Source organism: Paraburkholderia flava (genome assembly GCF_004359985.1).
Classification (GTDB): Bacteria; Pseudomonadota; Gammaproteobacteria; order Burkholderiales; family Burkholderiaceae; genus Paraburkholderia; species Paraburkholderia flava.
Genome location: NZ_SMRO01000001.1, coordinates 545,926 through 561,533, shown reverse-complemented (window position 1 = coordinate 561,533; position 15,608 = coordinate 545,926). Strand labels below are relative to the sequence as shown.

The window sequence follows — 15,608 nt, the reverse complement described above, 5'->3', positions numbered from 1 at the left end:
CCAATTTTCCCCACAGCACCCCCTCAATTTTGTAGCGAGGCTACGATTACCCCTGTTGCGCGACGAGCGCATACCACAAGGCATAAATTTCTCGCATACCCGGATCGTGATCGCTGGTCCACGCCGCTGTCTGTACGAGCACGAGCTTCGAGCGCGGGTCGATGATGATCCGCTGACCGTCCATACCCTGCAGCGCAAACATGCGACGCTCGCCCGGCAATATCCAGGTCTGATACCCGTAACCGAAGATCGGGTTGGCGTTGCCCGGCGCCAGGAAGCTATCACGAGAGGCAACACGGGTCGCCTGCAACACCCAGTCTCGCGGAACGATTTGCTGGCCGTTCCACCGGCCGTCATAGGCGAGCATCATTCCGAATCTCGCCCAGTCGCGCAATGTGGCACTCACGCAGCAATAAGTAATGTTCTGCCCGGTCGCGTCGCGACCCCACGATGCATCTGACTCCATACCCATCTTCTTCCAGATGCGCTCGCTTGCGTATTGCGCGACGGACATATGTGTCGCGTGACTCAACACAAGTCCGAGCACCTCCGTTTCGATGCTCGCGTAGCTGAAATGCGTACCGGGTGCGCGCTCACGCTTATCGAAGTGCTCGACGGCGTCGATGGCGCCGAGCCCGTGCGGATCGAAAAGATCGCGGCCCAACTTGTCCCGATCGTCGCCGGCGTTGCTGTCTTCGAAGAAATGGACGCCGGAGGACATGTGCAGCAGATCACGAACGGATGTCTGCCCATACGGATTGTTTGCGAGCTCCGGTACATAGACATCCGCAAGGTCATCGATCGAATGAATTGCCCCTTCGGATATCGCGATGCCAATCAGCATGCCGACGATTGTCTTCGCCATCGATTGCGACATGAACCGGTCTGAGTCCTTTCGGGCGTAGCGATAGTGCTCGTAAAGAATCGTATCGCCGCGCGCAATCATCAGGCCGGTCACCGGATTGCGATCGAGATAATCGTCGAGATTACGATACTGCCCGCCGTACGGGTATTCGAGCGTCAATTCGCGTTCGGATGTCTTCCATATGGACGGAGTACCGGCCCTCGCAATCGGATCGGCCGGATGAACCTCGTCAAAATGAGTGTAGTAGCCGACGAACTGCTTTTGCGTTCTCCCGTGCCCGGGCACGGGCAATGGGTAGTTATCCGCGGCACCGTAAGCGTCGGCCGCATATCCGGTCGTGGAAAACACGGGGTCCGACAGCGCAGCGCCACATGACAAAGCGAGAAGACAACCGACAGCGGCTGCTTTGACACTACGCGATATAGCCACACTCCTCTTCGGGGCTGAGGCTATCGTCCCTTCACAGCTCAACGGCCGGTGAGCGACGTTGTTGCCCAGCGAGGCTTGCTGATTCATGCCACGGTTGCCGCGCAGGAAGATCCGCATTGCTGCACATAGCGATAGCTCGGCCCATTTGGAGAAGGCCGATCCATTTTTCGTGTCTGACATTGTTGGTCTCGCTGACGGTCGTGATCGCTCTTTAACGTCACTTGCCTCCAGAATCCGTCGCAGATTTGCGAATTCAATGTGGGACGATGATGCCGCACGAGTCGCACCTACTTTGGCGCGCTATGCCCGAGGCGAACGGGTTCCACGCATTGCTCACATACCACCTGACCGCACCCGCCCCGTCGAAGCCCTCGCCACCAACACCGGCGTCGGCGCAAGCCGCATCGGATCATCAACCGGCTTACCGGCGATCAGCGCTTCGAGCAGCTCGACCGCAAGCGTCGCGGCCGCATCGGTAGGAATCGCGACCGTCGACAAACCAGGCCGCGATTCGCGCGCCAACTGAATGTCGGTGATACCCATCACGGAGAGATCGTTGGGAATCCGCAGCCCGCGATCCATCGCTGCGTGCATCGCACCGAGCGCGGGCAGATCGTTGGTCGAGAACAGCGCGGTGAGATCGTCATGCGCATCGAGCAGTTGCGACGCGGCCTCATAGCCGCCCTGGATCGAATCGACGGTGAAGCGCACGTCGCGCGGCCGGTGCGCGACGCGCGCCGTCTTCAATGCAGCACGAAAGCCCGCGTAGCGCGCGGCCTGCACACCGTCGTGCGGACCGCCGACGACCACGCCGATCCGCGTATGCCCCAGCTCCAGCAGATGACGCGCAGCCAGCGCTCCCGCCTCCGCAAAATTCACCGCGACGCACGGAATAGCCGGCGGCTCGTCGGGCCGTTCCCACAGACACAGCACGACCGGTGTGCCGCGCGCCTGGGTGCGGCGCAGCTCGTCGAAATCGACCTCCGCGTTCATCACGAGAATGCCTTCGGAAAGCGACCCCGCGATCTGATGCAGATACGTGCGCAGGATCTCCGGATCTTCGTTCGTGTTGCAGACGATCAAAAACCGTCCGCTATGCCGCGCCGCGCGTTCGACCGCGAGCGCGAACTCCGGATAGAACGGATTCGCGATACTCGATACCATCAGCGCGATCGTCGGCGTGCAGCCTTCGGCAAGTGCGCGCGCGGTGAGGTGAGGGCGATAATCGAGTGCCTTCACCGCGTCGAGCACGCGCTGGCGCGTCGCGGCGCCGACCTTGCCGCGTTCGCGCAGCACATTCGAAACGGTGGCCGGCGTGACGCCGGCACGGCGGGCGACTTCGGCAAGCGTAGTCATCGGTAAACGTCAGCAGGAAACGGGAAGGGCCAATGCGGCCGCACTGTCGCAAGGCGGCGCGCAACGCGCAAGCGGAACAGGGGCTGTCCACATTTCGGGATGACTTCCCGGTATTTGCATAACTGCGCATTCATCGCTTAGATTCGCTCCCAACACAGCATCACAAGAAACACGACGGAGACAGTCCCAACGCAAGGCGATCCAGTGCATGGATCGTTTTTCCGGGTCACAAGGTTAAGCGCTTAACCTCCTGCTGTCTCTACGGTGAAACACGGAGACGTCGAGCATGGCGAGCATTTCGTTGCAGGCAGTTCAGAAGGCTTATGGCGACCACGCCCCGGTGATCCGGGACGTCAATCTGGAGATCGGCGAGCACGAGTTCTGCGTGTTCCTCGGCCCGTCGGGCTGCGGCAAATCCACGCTGCTGCGGATGATCGCGGGCCTCGAAGACATCACCGACGGCGATCTGTACATCGGCGGCAAGCTCGTCAACGATGTGCCGGCCGCGCAGCGCGGCGTCGCGATGGTGTTCCAGAGCTACGCGCTGTTTCCGCACATGACGGTCTACGAGAACATGGCGTTCGGTCTGACGCTCGCGAAAACGCCGAAGGCCGAGATCGAACGCAAGGTGAAAGAAGCGGCTCGCGTGCTGCAACTCGAAGCGCTGCTCGATCGCAGGCCGAAGGCGCTGTCCGGCGGTCAGCGGCAGCGCGTTGCAATCGGTCGCGCGATCGTGCGCAGTCCCGGCGTGTTCCTGTTCGACGAACCGTTGTCCAATCTCGATGCGACGCTGCGCGGTCAGACGCGCGTGGAGATCGCGCGGCTGCATCGGCAGTTCAACGACGCGAGCGTGGTCTACGTGACGCACGATCAGATCGAAGCGATGACGCTCGCCGACAAGATCGTGCTGCTGCACGCCGGCGCCGACACGGCAAAGCACGGCAGCATCGCGCAGGTCGGCGCGCCGCTCGAGCTGTATCACCGTCCTAAAAGCCGCTTTGTCGCGGGCTTTATCGGTTCGCCGCGGATGAACTTCCTGCCGGCACGCGTCGTGTCGCGCAGTGCTAACGGCGTGCAGGTCGTGCTCGACATTACCGGCGAGCGGATCGACACGCTGCTCGATGGCTCGACGCTGCAACCGGATCAACCGGTCGCGCTCGGCATTCGCCCCGAACATCTCGAACCGGTCGACCACGCACACGCGGACGACGGCGTCCAGCAGATCGTCCGCGCGGTGTCGCTCGTCGAGCGGCTCGGCGAACACAGCTACCTGCATCTCGATCAACCGGGCGACACCGCGAACCCGCATGCGGGCGCGACGCTGATCGCAAAGGCACCCGGCGATCGCACGCCGCGCGCGGCCGAACGCGCCGCGTTCCGCGTACCGCCGGCTTCGTGCCATCTATTTACCGAGGACGGCTTCGCCGTGCCTTCGTCCATTACACGTCCTTCCGCGTAGGAGCGCATCGCATGCATCTTGGAGTCTGCTATTACCCCGAACACTGGCCCGAGTCGATGTGGCGCGACGACGCCGCGCGGATGCGCGCGCTCGGTATCGAGCGCGTGCGGATCGCGGAGTTCGCGTGGAGCCGGATCGAGCCGTCGCCGGGCGAGTACAACTGGGGCTGGCTCGATCGCGCGATCGATGTGCTCGGCGATGCCGGTCTGCAGGTGGTGATGTGCACGCCGACCGCGACGCCGCCGAAGTGGCTGATCGACCAGCATCCGGACATTCTTCCGGTCGGCGCCGATGGCCGCACGCGCGGCTTCGGTTCGCGTCGTCATTACGATTTCTCGTCGCCGGCGTATTTCGATGCGGCGTATGGCATCTGTACGGCGGTCGCCGAACGGTATGGCCGGCATCCTGCGGTCGCGTTCTGGCAGACCGATAACGAACTCGGTTGCCATCACACGGTCGTCAGTTATTCGACGGCTGCGGCCGAACGTTTTAGAGGCTGGCTGAAGGCGCGCTACGGCAGCATCGAAGCGTTGAACGCGGCGTGGGGCACGGTGTTCTGGAGCATGGAGTACCGCAGCTTCGACGAGATCGATCCGCCGATCGGCACCGTCACCGAAGCGCATCCGTCGCACCGGCTCGACTATCGGCGCTTCGCGTCCGACGAGGTCGTGCGCTTCAACCGGATGCAGGTGGAGATCATCCGCGCGCATTCGCCGGGGCGGCCGGTCGCGCACAACTTCATGCAGCTGTTCACCGAGTTCGATCACTACGATGTCGCCGCCGATCTCGATATCGCGACATGGGACAGCTATCCGCTCGGCGCGCTCGAAGAGCAGTGGTTCGATCCGTCGATCAAGGCGGCGTGGCTGCGCACCGGTCATCCGGATTTTGCGTCGTTCAATCACGACGTGTATCGCGGGATGTCGAAGCAGCCGTTCTGGGTGATGGAGCAGCAGCCCGGTCCGGTGAACTGGGCGCAATGGAATCCGGCGCCGTTGCCCGGCATGGTTCGGCTGTGGAGTTGGGAAGCGTTCGCGCACGGCGCGGGCTGCGTGTCGTATTTCCGCTGGCGTCAGGCGCCGTTCGCGCAGGAGCAGATGCACGCGGGGCTGAACACGCCGGACAACCGGCTCGACATCGGCGGCGGGGAAGCGTCGACGGTTGCGCAGGAAATTGCGCAGGTGCTCGAGGCGGGCTGTGACGCCGACGTGAAAGCACGCGTCGCGCTGGTGTGGGACTACGAAGCGAAGTGGCTGTTCGAGATTCATCCGCAGGGCGCGGATTTTCATTATCCGCGGATCGCGTTCGAGTACTACAGCGCGTTGCGCAGTCTTGGGCTCGACGTCGACGTGGTGCCGTCGAATGCATCGTTCGACGGCTACCGGATGATCGTCGTGCCGTCGCTGCCGATCGTCCCCGACGATTTCGGGCAGCGTCTGGCCGCGAGCGGCGCTCACGTTGTGCTGGGACCGCGTACCGGCTCGAAGACTCCGCATCTGACGATTCCCGACTCGCTGCCGCCGGGTCCCGCGATTACGCCGCTGCTGCCGATCCGTGTGTGGCGCGTCGAATCGATGCGACCGGGTGTCGTCGAAAAGGTAAGCGGCGGTGCGAGTGGTCAATTGAGCGGCCAGGCATGGGGCTGGCGCGATTTCATCGAACCTCACGAAGGCGGCCATGTCGATGCAACGTTCGCGGACGGTCATCCGGCCGTCGTGCGTCACGGAGCGGCCCGCTATCTGGCGGGACTGTTCGACGAAGCGCTGACGCGCGCGGTGTTCCGCGATGCCGCGAGCGACGCGGGGCTCGAACCGCAGACGTTGCCTGAAGGCGTGCGCATCAGCCGTCGCGGTGCGCTGACCTACGTGTTCAACTACAGCGCGACGCCGTACATGATCGATGGGGCGAAAGGCTTCGTCGTCGGGCAGCAGCAGGTCGAGCCGCAGGGCGTCGCGATTTATCGGACGTGATGAGGCGAGATGGTCAGGAAGAAGCAGTAAGCGAACTAATCGAAGTAACCACGCAAGCGAAGCAAACCGAAACACATCGACGCACACAGTAGTTCACTAAAGAGGAGACGCGCATGAAGCTTTCGATTCGCCCCCTATCGACCGGCAAGTTCCGGCCTACAGTCCTGGCAACGGTCTGTGCCGTCGCGCTCGCGGCGGCCGGATTCGCTGCGTCGAGTGCCGCCGAGGCCGGCACGCTCACCGCGAACATCGCGTTCAAGGGCGCGAGCCAGCGCGCGGTGTGGCAGCAGGTGTTCGATGCGTTCCACAAGGCGCATCCGGACATCGACGTAAAAATCTCGTTCGTCGATGAAGAAGCGTACAAGGTGCAGCTGCCCGGCTGGCTGACGACGGTCGCACCCGACATCGTCAACTGGCACAACGGCGAGCGGATGGCGTACTACGCGAAGCGCGGCCTGTTCGAAGACCTGACGCCCGACTGGACCCGCAACAACTGGAACGCGATGTACGCATCGACGAAGCAGTCGTCGACGTATAACGGCAAGCAGTATTCCGCGCCGACCGTCTACTACGCGTGGGGGATGTTCTATCGCAAGGATCTGTTCCAGAAGGCCGGCATCGCCGCCGAGCCGAAGACCTGGCCGGAATTCCTCGATGCGTGCAAGAAGCTGAAGGCCGCGGGCATCGTGCCGATCGCCGTCGCGGGCCGCGATGCATGGACGCTCGCGGGCTGGTTCGATTACCTCGATCTGCGTCTGAACGGCAACGCGTTCCATCAGCAGTTGATGGCGGGCGACATCGCGTATACCGATCCGCGCGTGAAGAAGGTCTACACGACGTGGAAGCAGTTGATCGACGACAAGGACTTCATCGACAACTCGCTGTCGTACGATCTCGATGCAGTGCAGCCGTTCCTGTTCCAGGGCAAGGCCGCGATGATGCTGATGGGCACGTTCATCACGGCGGGCTTCCCGGAGAACATCAAGCCGCAGATGAGCTTCTTCCAGTTCCCGATCATCGACGACAAGGTCCCGACTGCCGAGGATGGTCCGGTCGAGTCGCTGCATATTCCGTCGAAGGCGAAGAACAAGGCCGACGCGCACACGTTCCTTGCGTTCGCCGAGACGCCCGCGATCAGCGCGGTACTCGCGAAGGGGATGGGCTCGCTGCCTGCCAACAGCCAGGCACCGGAACCAGACGATGCGATCTCGAAGACCGGCTTCCAGATCCTGTCCAAGACGACGGGCGGCATCGCGCAGTTCTATGATCGCGACATGACGAAGGAAATGGCCGACGAAGGGATGAAGGGCATGCAGCAGTTCATCTCCGATCCGTCGAAGCTCGACGACGTACTCGCGCAGCTCGAAGCGACGCGCAAGCGCATCTACAAGAAGTGATGAGTCATCTCGGCGGGCGGTACGTGGCATGCGTTCACGCACCGCCTGCCGAGGCGAGGAGAGCATGATGTCCGAAACCCTCGGCGTGCCGGCGGTGAAAGTGAAGCGTCGCCGGCCCATGTCGGCCACGGCGCGGCAGCAGCGTCTTGCGGCGTTCCTGTTTCTCGCGCCCGCGTGCGCGATGATCGCGGTCTATGTGGTGTGGCCGATCCTCTCCAGCATTACGCTCAGTTTCTACAACTGGGACGGGATGTCGGAGAAGACGTTTGTCGGCCTCGCGAACTACGTGGAGCTGTTCCACACGGCGACGTTCTACACGGCGCTGCGCAACAACCTGCTGTGGCTCGTGCTGTTCCTGCTCGCACCACCGATGGGTCTCGCGGTCGCGTTGTACCTGAACCAGGCGGTCGCGGGCATCCGCGTCGTGAAGTCGCTGTTCTTCGCACCGTTCGTGCTGTCGGGCGTGGTGGTCGGGCTGATGTTCAGCTGGTTCTACGATCCGACCTTCGGCTTGCTGAAGCTGATCCTCGGGCATGGCGTGCCCGTGCTCGGCGATCCACGCTACGTGAGCTTCGGCATCATCTTCGCCGCGCTGTGGCCGCAGACTGCCTATTGCATGATTCTTTATCTGACCGGCCTCACGTCGCTGAATGCCGAGCAGATCGAAGCCGCGCGGATGGAAGGCGCAAAAGGCTGGTCGATGCTGTGGCACGTCGTGTTGCCGCAACTCCGCCCGACGACGTTCATGGCGATCGTCGTGACGATCATCGGTGCGCTGCGCAGCTTCGACCTGATCGCCGTGATGAGCGGCGGCGGACCGTTCGAAAGCTCGACCGTCCTCGCGTATTACATGTACGACCAGGCGATCAAGTACTACCGGATCGGCTACTCGGCCGCGATTGCGGTGGTGCTGTTCGCGATCATGATGGTGTACATCGTCTATCACCTGCGCCGTCTGCTGCGCACCGAGCAATAAGGGAATTGCCATCATGTTTCCGACCCCGGTCGCCCGCTGGAAACCCGTCAATCGTGTGCTGTACAAACTGTCGCTGCCGGTTGCGCTCACGATCTGGCTGCTGCCGCTGCTCGCGGTGATGGTCACGTCGATCCGCTCGTCCGACGAACTCGTCGAAGGCAATTACTGGGGCTGGCCGCGCCACTTCTCGCTGATCGCGAACTATCGCGACGCGCTGACCACGTCGCCGATGCTGCATTACTTCTGGAACAGCGTGCTGATCACGGTGCCGGCGGTGATCGGTTCGATCGCGCTCGCGGCAATGGCCGGCTTTGCGCTCGCGATCTATTCGTTTCGCGGCAACACAACCTTGTTTGCGACGTTCGTCGCGGGCAACTTCGTGCCGATCCAGATCCTGATGATTCCGGTGCGCGACCTGTCGCTACAGATGGGCATCTTCAATACGGTCGGCGCGCTGATCCTGTTTCACATCGCGTTTCAGACGGGTTTCTGTGCGCTGTTCCTGCGCAACTTCATCAAGCAGCTACCGTATGAGCTGGTGGAGGCGGCGCGCATCGAAGGCGCCGGCGAGTGGATGGTGTTCTACCGGATCGTGCTGCCGCTGATCCGCCCGGCGCTCGCCGCGCTCGCGATTCTCGTGTTCACGTTCGTGTGGAACGACTACTTCTGGGCACTGTGCCTGACGACCGGCGATGAGGCCGCGCCGATCACGGTCGGTGTTGCGGCGCTCAAAGGGCAGTGGGTGACGGCGTGGAATCTGGTGTCGGCCGGTTCGATTCTCGCGGCGCTGCCGTCGGTGATGATGTTCTTCGCGATGCAGCGGCACTTTGTGGCGGGGCTGACGTTTGGGGCGACGAAAGGATAGAGGTTGTGCGATGCGGCCGGTCTGAGGTTTTTTAGCGAGGAGGTAGGTGTTTCTACACGTTGCTGTGCGTCGTGACGTGTCGCAACACGTTGCACGATGCAGCCGGCGGAACCTGTCCGGCTGCATCGTCCTTTTTTCGCAGTCTACGACTCGCGCACGAACCACGTCCGCTTCGCTGTCGACAACATCGCGCGATAGACGACCCACGACACGACGAAGGTCGCGGGCGCCGACAGCGACTGCGCGAACCCTGGCGCGTTCATCAGCACGAAGCCCGCGAACGCACCGGCGAACCACGCGGTCAGTCCACCCGGATTGAACGAAGGCACATGCGAATCCCGGCATTCGATCGCACCGCCGAGCAGTTCGTCATAGCGCGTCGAGCGGATGTGCGCGAGCGCCACGCCGACCCACGCGACCACGAAGATGCCTTGCCACGCGAGCGCCTGCAGGATCCGCGAGAACACGTCGGCCATCATCAACGCGTAGACCACCGCACCGACGACCAGCGCCCACACGAACTTCGGCGCGCGCAGACCTGCCACCTTCTGAAAAAACGCCTGCATGTTGATCGCGGCGAGATAGTAGTTCGCGGTGTTGATCCGCGACTGCGTGACCCACACGAACAGCAGCCCCGCGATGCCCATCAGCTTCAGCAGCGCCAGCACGACCGATACTTCCGACAGCGTGCCGAGCCCCGGAATCGTGCTCACCAGATAGATGCCGACCGCGCCGTTCAGCAGGAACGTCACGAGATAAAACGGCATGCCGAAGTTGAAACGGCCGTGATACGTGACGTCCTCCTTGCGGCCAAAGCGCGCGTAGTCGAACGTGAACATCATCAGCACCCAGACGCCCATGTAGTAGACGAAGCAGTGCCACCAGCCGTCGGCGGGCACCGAACCCTTCGGGCCGAAGTCGAGCCATGCGGCGTTGTAGCCATACTCGTGCGTCGCGAGTACGACGGCGGCAATCAGCCCGATCAGGTAGAACGGCAGCAGCACGCCGTTGAACTTGTCGAGCCAGTGCTGCACGCTGCCGAAAATCAGCGGCACGCTGTAGCAGACGACGATCAGCGCGGCCCAGCGGTAATCGAGTGCCGGGAACAGATGGTTCGCCGCAACCGCAATCACCGAGCCCTCGAACACCGCGTAGTAGATCGCGGTCGCGAAGAAAATCAATGTCGCGAGCGCGGCGCCCGCGCTGCCGAATAACATCCGCGAAAACAGCGCGACTGAGAGTCCCGTTCGGATCGCATAGCGGCTGATCACCGAATTGACGAGCCCATACGACACAACCGACAACGCCATCCCGATCAGCGCGTTGCGTGCGCCGTATGTCAACGCGAGTGTCGCGCCGACGACGATGTAGAACACCGCGCTGCAGACGGCCCACCATGCCATCGTCAGCGAAAACGCCGGCATGCGCGCGCCGTCGGGAATCGCGACGGTCGATAAATCCAGTTCGCCTTCAGGAATCTCCTGCGCCATATTGGCCATGGTCGTGCTCCTCGATACGGTTGCATTTCAGGTGAGAGAACGGCATCGACGCGCACGCGCGTCACCCCGCGCGGCGTGCAATGTGCGACGCCGGCGCGCTGGATTCGATTGATAAGGCTTGAGAGAAGGGGCCGGCGTGCGGCGCCGGCTTTCTTATTGCTTTTATTCGCTAGCGGCTAGCCTCTAGCGCAGCAGTACATCACGTAGTCGTTGCAGACGGCGTTGTGCATCGCGCCGTGCCGCGAGCGCCTGTTCCATCGTGACCGGAATGAAATGCGCGTGATGGTTCGGCTGCATCTGGCCGATCAGGTCCATGTCGGCGCTGATCACCGTGCCGATCGTCGCGTAACCGCCGCCGGACACCGCGTCGCGATGCAGGATGATCGGTTCGAGTCCCGCGGGCACCTGGATCGAACCGATCGGGTAGCAAGCATCGACGATGTTCGACGGATCGGCACCCGCACCGAACGGTTGCTCGCGCTCGCGAAACTGCAACGGACGTCCTTCGCGATAGCGATAGCCGATGCGGTCGGCTTCCGGCGCTACCGTCCACGTGTCGTCGAAGAAGGTCTGTGCGGAGTGGTCGGTGAGCCTGTGATGATAGAGGCCGGGCAGTACGCGTAGTTCGACTTCGCGTGTGAGCGGCGTACAGAGCACGGCGGGCAACGCAGTACCTTCAGTGCCACTGCGAGCGCTCGCGCCGATCGTCAGGCGATCGCCTTTCTGCAGACGCCGCCCCTCATGTCCACCGATCGCCCCCAGCGTGTACGTCGAACGGCTGCCGAGTACGACCGGCACGTCGATACCGCCGGACACCGCGAGCACCGCTCGCGCACCGCCTTTTACGTACTCGAAGCCGAGCGTGCTGCCCGCGCGGATCCGCAGCGCGACGTTGCACGCCTGCACGACGCCGTCGATCTTCGGCGTCATCTCGGCACCGGTGACCGCGATCAACGCATCCGCATGAAACAGCAGTTGCGGCCCGAGCAGCGTGCATTCGAGCGCGGCGGCGTCTTCGGGATTGCCGACCAGCAGATTCGCCGCCCGCAGCGCGTATTGATCGAGCGCGCCGGAAGGCGGAATGCCCACGTGGTAGTAGCCGCTGCGGCCGGTGTCCTGAACCGAGGTCGCGAGACCGGGTTTAACGACTTCGATGGCGTTGTGCAGATCAGTCGGCATCGAGCACCTCGACGAGAGAACGGTTGTACGCGTCGGGATCGCGCATGAAGTCTGCCAGCGAGAAGTCGACCGGCCGTACGCGCAGCGAGAACGTGCCGGCTTCGACGGCCGCGACGGCCTGGTCGTATTCAGCGCGATCGATCGGTTTGAACTTCACGATGTCGCCGGGACGGAAAAACACCATGAAGTCGCGCAGATAATCGAGGCGTTGCGCGGGGTCGAAGATCGGCGCGGGCGTCACGCCGAACATCTGGTAACCGCCCGCACCGCGCACCGAGTAGATGCAACCGAAGCATCCGCCGTGACCGACAGTGAGTTTCGGTGTGTCGGTGCGGGGCCGCAGATACTTCGGTACTTCGAGCTGCCGCTTACGCTCGACCATCTGATACATGAACGGCAGACCTGCGACAAAGCCCACCATCGACACGAACCAGGGCGCGCCCGAATGCGCATCGATGAATTCGGCGACATCGCGTTTGCCGTTGATTTTCGCGGCGTACTCCAGATCGGTCGACTCGGGGTCCTGATGCCGCTCGCGAAACCGCATCAGCGTTTCGTGCGTCCACGGATCGTTGTACAGAACCGGCACTTCGACGATGCGCGTCGCGAGATTCAGGCTCGTGTCGCTGACCGTTGCCTCGACGTCCTTCAATATGCCGAGCAATGCGTCGGGTGAGATCACGTCTGGATCGTAACGCACCTGGTAAGACGCGTTCGCCGGACAGATTTCGGTGACGCCGGGCACGTTGCGCCGTTGCAGTTCACGGGTAATCGCTGTCCCCTTGAAAAAGGCGTCGAGCGACATTGCCTCGCTGATTTCGACGAAGATGAATTCGTCGCCGCCGAACGTGTAGCGGGTTGTCATAACGCCTCCTCGTGGGCGCTCGACTCGGTGCGCCGTGCCCGCCATGCGGTCATCCATGCTTCCAGAAAACTCGTGTGATAGCGACCGGCACGAACGTCTTCGTCGGCGACCAGCGCGCGATGCAGCGGTGCAGTCGTCTTCACGCCGCCGATGTGCAGCTCGCGCAACGCGCGTTCGAGCCGTGCGAGCGCAGCAGGACGGCTCTCGTCTAACACGATCAGCTTCGCGAGCAGCGAGTCGTAGAACGGCGGAATCGTGCAGCCAGGGTACAGCATCGAATCGATCCGGATGCCGGGGCCGGCGGGCCAGACCAGCTCGTCGATGCGACCGGGGTTAGGGCGGAAATCCTGATCGGGATCCTCTGCGTTGATCCGGCATTCGAGCGCCGCACCGCGCAGCGTGATATCGCTCTGCTTGAAACGCAGCGGCTCGCCGTCGGCGATACGCAGCGTCTCGCGGACCAGATCGACACCGGTGATCGCCTCAGTCACCGGATGCTCGACCTGAATACGCGTGTTCATTTCGATGAAATAGAATTCGCCGCGCGTTTCATCGAAGAGATATTCGAGCGTGCCCGCGCTGCGATAACCGACTTCGCGTGCGAGGCGTGTCGCGGATGCGCACAACGCGTCGCGCAACTCGGGTGTCAGTGACGGCGACGGTGCTTCCTCGAAAATCTTCTGTCTGCGCCGCTGCAACGAGCACTCGCGTTCGAACAGATGGACGACGTCGTTGCCGTCGCCGAGCACCTGAACCTCGATGTGCCGTGCCCGCGCGATGAAGCGTTCCAGATACACCGCCGATTCGCCGAATGCGGCCTGCGCTTCGCGCTGTGCGAGCGGCAATTCAAGGTCGAGTTGCGCGGCGTCCTGCGCGACGCGAATCCCGCGACCGCCGCCGCCTGCTGCTGCCTTGATCATCACCGGATAACCGATGCATGCCGCGACCCTGTGCGCTTCTTCGAGCGTCAGGACGACACCGTCGCTGCCCGGCACCGTGGGTACGCCGGCACGTGCTGCGGTTTCGCGGGCGCGGGCCTTGTCGCCCATCGTCGCGATCACATGCGAAGAAGGGCCGACGAAAATCATTCCAGCGGCTTCGATCTGCGCGGCAAACGCCGCATTCTCGGACAGAAAGCCATAGCCCGGATGAACTGCATCGGCACCGCATTGCTGGGCGGCTGCGAGCAATGCCGCAGGATTCAGATAGCTTTTGGCCGCGTGCGCGGGACCGATCAATGCGACTTCGTCGGCCATGCGCGCCGCGAGACTGTCGCGGTCCGCGTCGCTGACCGCAGCGACTGTACGCATGCCAAGTTCGCGCGCCGCGCGGATCACGCGTACTGCGATCTCGCCACGGTTCGCGACGAACAGCGTGCGGATGCGTTGCGGGCGGTATAGCGTCGACGTTGCGTTACTTGTGCTCATCGCCGTCATCCTTCGATCCGCAGCAGCACCTGGCCCGCGTCGACCGGCTCGCCATCGTCGACGAGAATTTCGGTGACTGTTCCCGACACCGTCGTTTCGACGTCGTTGAACTGCTTCATCACCTCGACCAGACCGACCACCGCGCCGTTTTCGACCGACGCGCCGACCTCGACGTAGGGCGCCGCATCGGGCGACGCGCGTCGATAGAACGTGCCCGGCAAAGGACTGACGATTTCGTGTTGTGCCATCTCGTGTGCTCCCCGTGTCTGATATGAAGAAGGTCAGTGCGCCGCTGCGGGCAACGGTGCCGCGATCCGGATGTCGTGCTGCAGCAGCGTCGCGCGCGTGGCCTGGACCAGATCGAGTGCGCCGGGCGTATCGCTGTGAATGCAGACCGAGTCGAAGTCGATCTCGATGTCGTCGCCATCGACGGTCTGCACGCGTCCCTCGACACAGGCACGCAGCACTTTCGCCGCGACGAGAGCAGGATCGAGCCGCGTGACGCGCCGCGTGAATACGATCGAGCCGCTGCGATCGTAATCGCGGTCCGCGTAAAACTCGCGGATCACCGGCTGCCCCAGCTCGCGTGCAATGCGGCAGGTCACCGAGGTTTCCATGCAATACAGCAGCAGGCCGGGATCGAGCGTCTGCAACGTTTCGATGAGCAGCCGCGACAGCTGTTCGTCACGGGCCGCCAGCATGTAGAGCGCGCCGTGCGGCTTCACGTGCTGCACGCTGACGTTGTAAAGGCGCGCGAATTCGCGCAGCGCGCCGAGCTGGTACACGATGTCGTTGACGAGCGCCTGCGGCGTCTCGTTGATGTGCCGTCGACCGAAACCGACCAGATCGCGAAAGCCAGGGTGAGCCCCGACGCCGACGCCCGCCTGCTTCGCCATCTGAACCGTGCGCGCCATGATGTTCGGATCGCCTGCATGGAAACCCGTGGCGATGTTGGCCGAGCTGATCAGCGGCATGATCTCTTCATCAACGCCATCGCCGATCTTCCACGCGCCGAAACCTTCGCCCATGTCGGAATTGAGGTCGATGCTGTGCTTCTTCATGCTGAATGTCTCCAGAGTGGCGGCCGCGTCAGGAAGGGCCGCGATCTATGCTGGATGCAACCTTAGCGCCGTACCGGTCGCCAAAATAGTTCTATTTTTATATGGCTCGTTATCTGTTTTTTTGATGTCATGGGTGGAAGCGAAAATCCTCGCGATCGCGCCAGGTGCTGCTGGCAGGGCCTGCCGATGCGTGCTTTCCCTAAGCAGGTATTAGGAGATACGATACCGGTTCGCTCAATATCGATTTTTCGGTGGTCTTC

The 15,608-nt window shown here is 62.8% G+C and carries 13 protein-coding genes; 5 read left to right on the top strand and 8 right to left on the bottom strand.

Translation table 11 applies throughout. The features are described from left to right. Positions 1–46: 46 nt before the first annotated feature. Together E1748_RS02490 and E1748_RS02485 are read right to left on the bottom strand one after the other, a co-directional pair. The gene (locus tag E1748_RS02490) at positions 47–1,474 is read right to left on the bottom strand and encodes a serine hydrolase domain-containing protein (RefSeq protein WP_133645566.1); all 1,428 of its coding nucleotides are present in this window, start codon (positions 1,472–1,474) and stop codon (positions 47–49) included. A gap of 153 nt (positions 1,475–1,627) precedes the next feature. After that, on the bottom strand, positions 1,628–2,650 hold the full coding sequence (locus E1748_RS02485; RefSeq protein ID WP_133645565.1) for a LacI family DNA-binding transcriptional regulator: 1,023 nt from the start codon (positions 2,648–2,650) through the stop codon (positions 1,628–1,630). Between the two features lie 286 nt (positions 2,651–2,936). Here E1748_RS02485 and E1748_RS02480 point away from each other — a divergent pair, with 286 nt between their 5' ends. From E1748_RS02480 to E1748_RS02460, 5 genes are all read left to right on the top strand, one after another. Beyond that, a complete protein-coding gene (locus tag E1748_RS02480) occupies positions 2,937–4,109 on the top strand; it encodes an ABC transporter ATP-binding protein (RefSeq protein WP_133645564.1) in 1,173 nt (390 codons plus the stop codon). Between the two features lie 11 nt (positions 4,110–4,120). Beyond that, on the top strand, positions 4,121–6,079 hold the full coding sequence (locus E1748_RS02475) for a beta-galactosidase (RefSeq protein WP_133645563.1): 1,959 nt from the start codon (positions 4,121–4,123) through the stop codon (positions 6,077–6,079). A 113-nt stretch (positions 6,080–6,192) separates the two neighbouring features. Then, a complete protein-coding gene (locus E1748_RS02470; RefSeq protein ID WP_133645562.1) occupies positions 6,193–7,476 on the top strand; it encodes an ABC transporter substrate-binding protein in 1,284 nt (427 codons plus the stop codon). 64 nt (positions 7,477–7,540) lie between these two features. Continuing rightward, complete coding sequence (locus E1748_RS02465) at positions 7,541–8,452, top strand: carbohydrate ABC transporter permease (protein WP_240766260.1); 912 nt, start codon at positions 7,541–7,543, stop codon at positions 8,450–8,452. Positions 8,453–8,465: 13 nt separating this feature from the next. Continuing rightward, the gene (locus E1748_RS02460) at positions 8,466–9,317 is read left to right on the top strand and encodes a carbohydrate ABC transporter permease (RefSeq protein WP_133645560.1); all 852 of its coding nucleotides are present in this window, start codon (positions 8,466–8,468) and stop codon (positions 9,315–9,317) included. Positions 9,318–9,460: 143 nt separating this feature from the next. Here E1748_RS02460 and E1748_RS02455 read toward each other — a convergent pair whose 3' ends face one another. From E1748_RS02455 to E1748_RS02430, 6 genes are all read right to left on the bottom strand, one after another. Beyond that, entirely contained in the window at positions 9,461–10,816 is a 1,356-nt protein-coding gene (locus E1748_RS02455) for a purine-cytosine permease family protein (protein ID WP_133645559.1), read from the bottom strand. A 183-nt stretch (positions 10,817–10,999) separates the two neighbouring features. Then, positions 11,000–11,995 (bottom strand): 5-oxoprolinase subunit C family protein, encoded by a 996-nt coding sequence (locus E1748_RS02450; protein ID WP_133645558.1) that lies wholly within the window; start codon positions 11,993–11,995, stop codon positions 11,000–11,002. After that, positions 11,985–12,860 (bottom strand): 5-oxoprolinase subunit B family protein, encoded by an 876-nt coding sequence (locus tag E1748_RS02445; RefSeq protein ID WP_133645557.1) that lies wholly within the window; start codon positions 12,858–12,860, stop codon positions 11,985–11,987. Before E1748_RS02445 ends, E1748_RS02450 begins: the two co-directional genes overlap by 11 nt. After that, on the bottom strand, positions 12,857–14,287 hold the full coding sequence (locus E1748_RS02440; protein WP_133645556.1) for an acetyl-CoA carboxylase biotin carboxylase subunit: 1,431 nt from the start codon (positions 14,285–14,287) through the stop codon (positions 12,857–12,859). The genes E1748_RS02445 and E1748_RS02440 overlap by 4 nt, the downstream gene beginning before the upstream one ends. A 5-nt stretch (positions 14,288–14,292) precedes the next feature. Further along, positions 14,293–14,535 carry an acetyl-CoA carboxylase gene (locus tag E1748_RS02435; protein ID WP_133645555.1) on the bottom strand — a complete coding sequence of 81 codons (243 nt, stop codon included), beginning with the start codon at positions 14,533–14,535 and terminating at the stop codon, positions 14,293–14,295. Between the two features lie 33 nt (positions 14,536–14,568). Next, the gene (locus tag E1748_RS02430) at positions 14,569–15,348 is read right to left on the bottom strand and encodes a 5-oxoprolinase subunit PxpA (RefSeq protein ID WP_133645554.1); all 780 of its coding nucleotides are present in this window, start codon (positions 15,346–15,348) and stop codon (positions 14,569–14,571) included. Positions 15,349–15,608 lie beyond the last annotated feature (260 nt).

What these genes read in the sequence shown, in the direction of transcription:
- E1748_RS02490 (WP_133645566.1), bottom strand. Translation starts at nt 1,474, where the DNA reads ATGTCAGACACGAAAAATGGATCGGCCTTCTCCAAATGGGCCGAGCTA.
- E1748_RS02485 (WP_133645565.1), bottom strand. Translation starts at nt 2,650, where the DNA reads ATGACTACGCTTGCCGAAGTCGCCCGCCGTGCCGGCGTCACGCCGGCC.
- E1748_RS02480 (WP_133645564.1), top strand. Translation starts at nt 2,937, where the DNA reads ATGGCGAGCATTTCGTTGCAGGCAGTTCAGAAGGCTTATGGCGACCAC.
- E1748_RS02475 (WP_133645563.1), top strand. Translation starts at nt 4,121, where the DNA reads ATGCATCTTGGAGTCTGCTATTACCCCGAACACTGGCCCGAGTCGATG.
- E1748_RS02470 (WP_133645562.1), top strand. Translation starts at nt 6,193, where the DNA reads ATGAAGCTTTCGATTCGCCCCCTATCGACCGGCAAGTTCCGGCCTACA.
- E1748_RS02465 (WP_240766260.1), top strand. Translation starts at nt 7,541, where the DNA reads ATGATGTCCGAAACCCTCGGCGTGCCGGCGGTGAAAGTGAAGCGTCGC.
- E1748_RS02460 (WP_133645560.1), top strand. Translation starts at nt 8,466, where the DNA reads ATGTTTCCGACCCCGGTCGCCCGCTGGAAACCCGTCAATCGTGTGCTG.
- E1748_RS02455 (WP_133645559.1), bottom strand. Translation starts at nt 10,816, where the DNA reads ATGGCCAATATGGCGCAGGAGATTCCTGAAGGCGAACTGGATTTATCG.
- E1748_RS02450 (WP_133645558.1), bottom strand. Translation starts at nt 11,995, where the DNA reads ATGCCGACTGATCTGCACAACGCCATCGAAGTCGTTAAACCCGGTCTC.
- E1748_RS02445 (WP_133645557.1), bottom strand. Translation starts at nt 12,860, where the DNA reads ATGACAACCCGCTACACGTTCGGCGGCGACGAATTCATCTTCGTCGAA.
- E1748_RS02440 (WP_133645556.1), bottom strand. Translation starts at nt 14,287, where the DNA reads ATGAGCACAAGTAACGCAACGTCGACGCTATACCGCCCGCAACGCATC.
- E1748_RS02435 (WP_133645555.1), bottom strand. Translation starts at nt 14,535, where the DNA reads ATGGCACAACACGAAATCGTCAGTCCTTTGCCGGGCACGTTCTATCGA.
- E1748_RS02430 (WP_133645554.1), bottom strand. Translation starts at nt 15,348, where the DNA reads ATGAAGAAGCACAGCATCGACCTCAATTCCGACATGGGCGAAGGTTTC.